The 5,432-nt window shown below is 43.6% G+C and carries 11 protein-coding genes; all 11 read left to right on the forward strand.

Annotated features, from left to right (window positions below; all coding sequences use genetic code 11):
* Nucleotides 1-95: 95 nt before the first annotated feature.
* Genes ABUA47_RS20035 through ABUA47_RS20085 form a run of 11 tightly spaced genes read left to right on the forward strand, consistent with a single transcriptional unit; the run spans nt 96 to nt 5,314 of the window.
* A complete protein-coding gene (locus ABUA47_RS20035; protein WP_027199981.1) occupies nt 96-329 on the forward strand; it encodes a hypothetical protein in 234 nt (77 codons plus the stop codon).
* A complete protein-coding gene (locus ABUA47_RS20040) occupies nt 316-720 on the forward strand; it encodes a hypothetical protein (protein WP_122132167.1) in 405 nt (134 codons plus the stop codon). The genes ABUA47_RS20035 and ABUA47_RS20040 overlap by 14 nt, the downstream gene beginning before the upstream one ends.
* The gene (locus ABUA47_RS20045) at nt 717-944 is read left to right on the forward strand and encodes a hypothetical protein (RefSeq protein WP_149923057.1); all 228 of its coding nucleotides are present in this window, start codon (nt 717-719) and stop codon (nt 942-944) included. The genes ABUA47_RS20040 and ABUA47_RS20045 overlap by 4 nt, the downstream gene beginning before the upstream one ends.
* A gap of 2 nt (nt 945-946) precedes the next feature.
* Nucleotides 947-1,234, forward strand: coding sequence for a helix-turn-helix domain-containing protein (locus ABUA47_RS20050; RefSeq protein ID WP_038606963.1), 288 nt, complete (start codon nt 947-949; stop codon nt 1,232-1,234).
* A gap of 7 nt (nt 1,235-1,241) precedes the next feature.
* Nucleotides 1,242-1,757, forward strand: a complete 516-nt coding sequence (locus ABUA47_RS20055; RefSeq protein WP_151871271.1) for a sigma-70 family RNA polymerase sigma factor — start codon at nt 1,242-1,244, stop codon at nt 1,755-1,757.
* Between the two features lie 53 nt (nt 1,758-1,810).
* Nucleotides 1,811-2,236, forward strand: coding sequence for a hypothetical protein (locus ABUA47_RS20060; RefSeq protein ID WP_038606969.1), 426 nt, complete (start codon nt 1,811-1,813; stop codon nt 2,234-2,236).
* 31 nt (nt 2,237-2,267) lie between these two features.
* Nucleotides 2,268-3,176 carry a hypothetical protein gene (locus ABUA47_RS20065; protein ID WP_149923055.1) on the forward strand — a complete coding sequence of 303 codons (909 nt, stop codon included), beginning with the start codon at nt 2,268-2,270 and terminating at the stop codon, nt 3,174-3,176.
* A gap of 6 nt (nt 3,177-3,182) precedes the next feature.
* Complete coding sequence (locus tag ABUA47_RS20070; RefSeq protein WP_349824493.1) at nt 3,183-3,785, forward strand: hypothetical protein; 603 nt, start codon at nt 3,183-3,185, stop codon at nt 3,783-3,785.
* A gap of 38 nt (nt 3,786-3,823) precedes the next feature.
* The gene (locus tag ABUA47_RS20075) at nt 3,824-4,135 is read left to right on the forward strand and encodes a hypothetical protein (protein WP_149923053.1); all 312 of its coding nucleotides are present in this window, start codon (nt 3,824-3,826) and stop codon (nt 4,133-4,135) included.
* Nucleotides 4,132-5,073, forward strand: a complete 942-nt coding sequence (locus ABUA47_RS20080; protein WP_007565082.1) for a YqaJ viral recombinase family protein — start codon at nt 4,132-4,134, stop codon at nt 5,071-5,073. The genes ABUA47_RS20075 and ABUA47_RS20080 overlap by 4 nt, the downstream gene beginning before the upstream one ends.
* Before the next feature lie 55 nt (nt 5,074-5,128).
* Nucleotides 5,129-5,314: a hypothetical protein gene (locus ABUA47_RS20085; RefSeq protein WP_038606979.1), complete on the forward strand. Its 186-nt coding sequence runs from the start codon at nt 5,129-5,131 to the stop codon at nt 5,312-5,314.
* Nucleotides 5,315-5,432 lie beyond the last annotated feature (118 nt).

Here is a 5,432-nt window from a genome sequence, read left to right on the forward strand (position 1 = left end):
GGAAATAGACCTTGAAGAACTCATGCGCATTTTATCCCTATCAAATGGTATGGAAGACGTGACATACAGAAAAGCAATTTCAAACAAATGACGATATGGAAACAATGATTTTTAAGACACCTTGCCAAACAGAACGGGAAGCCCGTGACTTGGCTATTTATAACGAGTATAACGCCCTGATTGCCGTTGAAGGACAGAGCAAAACGCTCGTAACAGAACACCTGATGAAGAAATATAACATACACAGCGCAGGAACTATTTACTTGATTCGCCGCCGTGTGGAGAAGAAATTGGAAGCGCAGAAAGGGGGTATAAATGGCACTAAGTAAAGAGGCGCAAAAAATCAAGACCGAGTACAATAAAAAGTACATGGAAAGGTATTGGGAGCGCAAAGCTGAAAAGAGAAAAAACGAGACCAAAGCGGCGGCAGAAAAGACAAAGACTGTGACAACAAAAAGAACGACAAAGACTGTGAGCACCGTTACAGTCAAAGAAACAGAACTTTTTGAATGGCTTTTTCCCGAACCGCACGTCACGGAGGTTACAGTCTCCCGGAACGGACAGTCTGACGCACAGTATATCAAAGCTCTTGAAACGGCTAACAAGACCATAAACACGGAAAACGCCCGTCTTCAAAAACTCTTGATTAAATATCAAGACATCGTAAGAACGGGATTGAAAGCGATAATGTTTGACATCGAAAACTGTAAGTCATTATGAAAAAGAAAATTATTCAATGGGGGCTGATGACCGTTCTCGGTCTTTGGGGAATGGTTTCATTCATGGTTCTCGCAGGAGAAGAAGCCCCCGAGGTATGTATGACATTGGGCGATTTCTTTCTGATTAAAGCCCTTGCGATAACAAGTTTTTCAGGTTGCATTCTATGCGGGAAATGGCTCTCAAAAAAGGGTCTTTTACCGGAAATAAGCATACAGGAGGATTGAATATGGAAATCACTTTGGAACAACTCAATGAAAAGATAGACAACCTTTCACGGTTGACGCTTATCAGTTCAAAAACGGTTCTTGACTTTGAAGAAACGATTTTGTTCACGGGATTGAGCAAAGGACACCTTTACCGCCTGACAAGCAACCGGGAGATACCGTATTTCAAAAAGAACCGTAAGCTATATTTCAAAAAATCTGAATTGGAAGAATGGATGCTTGACCAGCGCATTCCGACAAAAAATGAAATTCAAAGTCAGGCGACAACTTATTTGGCAACCCATAAATGACACCGCCATGAATAACCGAACAGCAAACATATTTGACGCATGGATTATCAACCAACACAACAGGTTGAAAGAAAGAATCGCTTCTTCAACCATGTTCGATGATGACGCTTTTCAGGAAACATACCTGACCATGCGGGAAGCCCTGACGATAAAGGATATTGAACTCGATTTTGAACCCGTGTTCATCAAGCTATACAGACGTATGTTAGCACGTGAGTTAAGCACAGAGTTCAGATATTCCCACCCCGACCCCTTGTTCTTTGTTCTTCTCCGTTCTGATGAAGAAAACCCAGAAGAAATTGGGCAAACCCCGGCAGAGAACATTCAGGCGAAACAAGTTGATGAATATGTGAGATACAATTTCAAGCCCAGTGACTACCTGATATTTCATTTGAAATTCTTTCAGGCTATGACTTGGCAAGGCTTGATAGACTACACGGGGCAAAGCTCAGCCACAATAGCAAAAAGACTGAATAACATGAAACACGCTGTAAAGCAACGTTTTACCCCCCCCCATTTATAACATATCTTAACGTTTTATCAATATAAAAATAACATAACTAAAATAACAGCAATATGAAACTCACAATTTTTGACAAGAACAACAGCGGAACGACATCAGCAAGAACAGGCGTTCGCTCGGTTTATATCAACAGAAAAACCGGGAATATTTCATTCTCAAACACCTTGAAAAAAGGGAAAGGAATCACAGTTGAACAGACCGTCTATTTTGCAAAGGACGAAGACAGCAAGACGGGAGATTGGTATATATGCTTCAACGCCGGAGAAAACGGGTTAGCCCTCAGAGAGAAAAAGAACAGCGGCTATGCGAAAGACTGTGAACGCACGATTTATTTCAGCAACAAGTTCATCGCGAACAAAATTCTTGACGCTTCAAAAGCCCAACAGTCAGCCTCTTTTCTTGTCAGTGAGAAACCCGTTATGATTGACGGCAAAGAATGGTTCAAAATCGTATTATCAAAGCCATTGAGAGTTAACTAAATAAATTATTCACATTTCAAATTTCATCATTATGGAAAATGACATTATTGAAATCAAACAAGCTGAAATGCTTGCGGGAATTACCCGGTCAGAAATTGACATTCAGATTGCCACGGCGAAGCAATATCCCCGTGACCTGAACACAGTCTTGAACAAAATCGCCACCTATGCCACAATGGATAGGGAAACGGCAGAAGACTGCTTCTATGTTCTCAGAAGAAAGGACGCAAACGGTAATGACAACACCATTGAAGGGCTTTCGATCCGTATGGCAGAAATCATCGCAGGGGCTTGGGGAAACCTGAGAGTTCAGACCCGCATCATCGGAAATGACGGGCGTAAAATCACGGCTCAGGCTGTCTGCCATGACCTTGAAACAAACTTCGCCGTTTGCAAGACCGTTGACCGCCGGATAACAACGAAAACGGGTAAGACATACAGTGACGACATGCAGGTTGTGACAGGCAACGCAGCCGCCTCAATCGCTTTCAGAAACGCAGTCTTGGCGGTCATACCGAAAGCCGTTACAAAACGTGTCATCAATGAAGTTAAAAAGGTTGCGCTCGGTCAGGCGATTGACGTTGAGACATCACGCAAGAACTGTTTGGCGAACTTCGCAAAAGCGGGTGTGACGGAAGCCATGATTTGCCAATATCTCGGTATTAAGGCTATCGCAGAAATCGACAAAGAAAAGCTGTTTGAACTTAGAGCCACTTGGAACGCTATCAAAGAGGGAACGACAACCGTTCAGGAAACCTTTGTCAAACCACAACTTGAAGCCAAAGCACAAGAAGAAGCCAATAAAAAGACCGCTTCGGCGGCTGACAAGGCGGCAGCGGCTATCGCACAAGCAACGGGAGAGATACCCGCCAACGTTGACCCTGAAACGGGGGAAATCAAAGAAGAAAAGTCAAAGAAAACATCAACATCTAAAAAGTAAAACATTATGAAAGAAGTAATTGAAGTCAAAAGAGACGATTTGCGGGAACTTTATCAGGTATTAACCAATTACCCGGCTATTTCAAAAGAACAGGTTCAGAACGAAATGCACAAAGTTTTCGGGGAAGATACATTCAAGCCCAAAGACATCACAGAACGTGTGAAAACCTTTGAAGACGCTTGCCGTGAACTTGGAGAAGAACACCCGTTTGTAAGCGCATACACCGCATGGATAAAGCATGAAGAGTTTGACGACCAAGAAGACATTCTCGCTTATATGAAACTCCGTATCATCTGCGCCGCCTTGAACGAGGGCTGGGAGCCTCAATTCACAGAGGACGAATGGCGTTATTATCCTTGGTATTGGCTCTATACTCAGAAAGAAATCAAAGACATGGATGAAGACGAAAAAACAGACCGCCGCTTAATGTCAACAGGCGACTATCAAACAGGTTATGCGGGTCTCGCCTGTGCGAACTCGGATAGCACCCCCTCGAATACGGATGCGTCCCTCGGTTCTCGCCTTTGCTTAAAGAGCGACACGCTCGCCGTTTACTGCGGGAAACAGTTCATCAACATCTGGGCAGACTTCTGTCTTATCCGCAAGTGAGTAACAACAAATGTTTAACATTCAAATATCAACAATTTATGGAAACGAAAAATAACAGCGAATTTTTATCGAAAGTAAACGCTTTTCAGAATGAAGCGCAAGAGTTTATCGAAAAGTCTGATAAGAGACACGCCGTAATTGTCATCGCCTCTGAGCCTGACGAAAACGGGGAAGGCTCACGTCAAACCGGGTCTATCATGGGAAATGAAGAAGAAGCCGTTTACGCCTTAGCCGGATTCATGAGACAACCGCAAGGACGTGAGTTGTTAAAACGGGCTGCTGCTTTAAGCATGGCTGAGTCTTTAATGAAATCAATATTGAACGCAAAAGAGCAGGAGGAAAGAAAATGAGCTACACGATTATCAGACCGAAAGACCGTAACGAATGGCTTGAACACAGAAAGTCAGGTATCGGGAGCAGTGAGGTTGCAACCATTCTCGGGTTGAACCCGTGGGAAACCCCTTATCAGCTTTGGAGACGCAAGGTTGGTCTTGATGAACCTAAAACAGAGACCTTTGCTATGAAAGCGGGTCATTATCTCGAAGACGCTGTTGCGCAGTTTTGGCATGACGATACGGGACGTGAAATAATCAAGTCATCAGCCGGGGACTGGCTGATAAGAAATAATGAACGCCCCTATCTACAGGTCAGCCCTGACCGTACATATTGGCTCGCAGGAGAAAAGAAGAACGCTTCAAACAAAGGTGTTTTGGAATGTAAGACCACCCAAATGAAAATTTCCTCTGACGATCTGCCGAAGCATTGGTTCTGTCAGGTTCAATATCAACTCGGGGTTGCAGAATTGAAAGAGGGCAGTTTGGCTTGGCTCTGTTCAGGACGTGAGTTCGGCTATAAAGACCTGTCTTTTGTTCCTGACTTCTACGCATGGATAGTTGAAGAAGTTGAAAAGTTTTGGCGTGACAACATTCAGGGGAAGAAAGAACCCGAAGCGACATCGGTTCAAGACATTCTGCTGAAATTCAACCGTCACACGGACGGGAAAATCGTTGAAGTGAATGACGCTATTTTCTCAGACTATCAAAAGTTGAAAGAAGTCAAGAAAGAGATGGATAAACTTGATGAAATCAAGACAGAGTTGGAAGAACGCATTAAACTCGGCTTCGGAGACGCAGAGGCTATCAGCTACGGAGGTCAGACGCTCGCCACATGGAAAGCCCCCAAGCCGTCAATGAAGTTTGATGACAAGGCTTTCAAAGCCGCACACCCTGAAATGGTTTCCGAGTTCTCAAGGGAGGTTCAGGGGGCACGCCGCTTCCTGTTAAAATAAGGTTCAATCAACAAAGAAAGGTCAGACGGTTATGTATATCATTTCAAATAAGCAAATGGAAGATATAATCAGCTATATCGAAGCATGGAAAGACGGGGTTCAGGTTGAAGAAAAGGACACCCGGACTTATAACAAGGTTCGCCTCGCAAATATCCTTGTGAAGAAACTGAAAGCGAAACAGCCGCTTTCAAAGCCTGAACTTTCTGAGAGCCTTAAAAAAAATCTTCGTGATTTGAAGTGAGTACAATGTAATCACTTATCTTTGCAATAACCGAAATGAAAAGACAGTTAAACAACGATATAAACTCCGTACATGGGTTGAACATCCGAAAGGTTTTCAAACGCTTGCTGTTATGCGT

It is taken from the genome of Bacteroides sp. RTP31139st1_H2_RTP31139_211217, from assembly GCF_040227615.1.
GTDB lineage: Bacteria > Bacteroidota > Bacteroidia > Bacteroidales > Bacteroidaceae > Bacteroides > Bacteroides uniformis.

Bases quoted from the DNA above. Each gene is read 5' to 3' on its own strand.
- ABUA47_RS20035 (WP_027199981.1), top strand. From the start codon at position 96: ATGGAAACAATGATTTTTAAGACACCTTGCCAAACAGAACGGGAAGCC.
- ABUA47_RS20040 (WP_122132167.1), top strand. From the start codon at position 316: ATGGCACTAAGTAAAGAGGCGCAAAAAATCAAGACCGAGTACAATAAA.
- ABUA47_RS20045 (WP_149923057.1), top strand. From the start codon at position 717: ATGAAAAAGAAAATTATTCAATGGGGGCTGATGACCGTTCTCGGTCTT.
- ABUA47_RS20050 (WP_038606963.1), top strand. From the start codon at position 947: ATGGAAATCACTTTGGAACAACTCAATGAAAAGATAGACAACCTTTCA.
- ABUA47_RS20055 (WP_151871271.1), top strand. From the start codon at position 1,242: ATGAATAACCGAACAGCAAACATATTTGACGCATGGATTATCAACCAA.
- ABUA47_RS20060 (WP_038606969.1), top strand. From the start codon at position 1,811: ATGAAACTCACAATTTTTGACAAGAACAACAGCGGAACGACATCAGCA.
- ABUA47_RS20065 (WP_149923055.1), top strand. From the start codon at position 2,268: ATGGAAAATGACATTATTGAAATCAAACAAGCTGAAATGCTTGCGGGA.
- ABUA47_RS20070 (WP_349824493.1), top strand. From the start codon at position 3,183: ATGAAAGAAGTAATTGAAGTCAAAAGAGACGATTTGCGGGAACTTTAT.
- ABUA47_RS20075 (WP_149923053.1), top strand. From the start codon at position 3,824: ATGGAAACGAAAAATAACAGCGAATTTTTATCGAAAGTAAACGCTTTT.
- ABUA47_RS20080 (WP_007565082.1), top strand. From the start codon at position 4,132: ATGAGCTACACGATTATCAGACCGAAAGACCGTAACGAATGGCTTGAA.
- ABUA47_RS20085 (WP_038606979.1), top strand. From the start codon at position 5,129: ATGGAAGATATAATCAGCTATATCGAAGCATGGAAAGACGGGGTTCAG.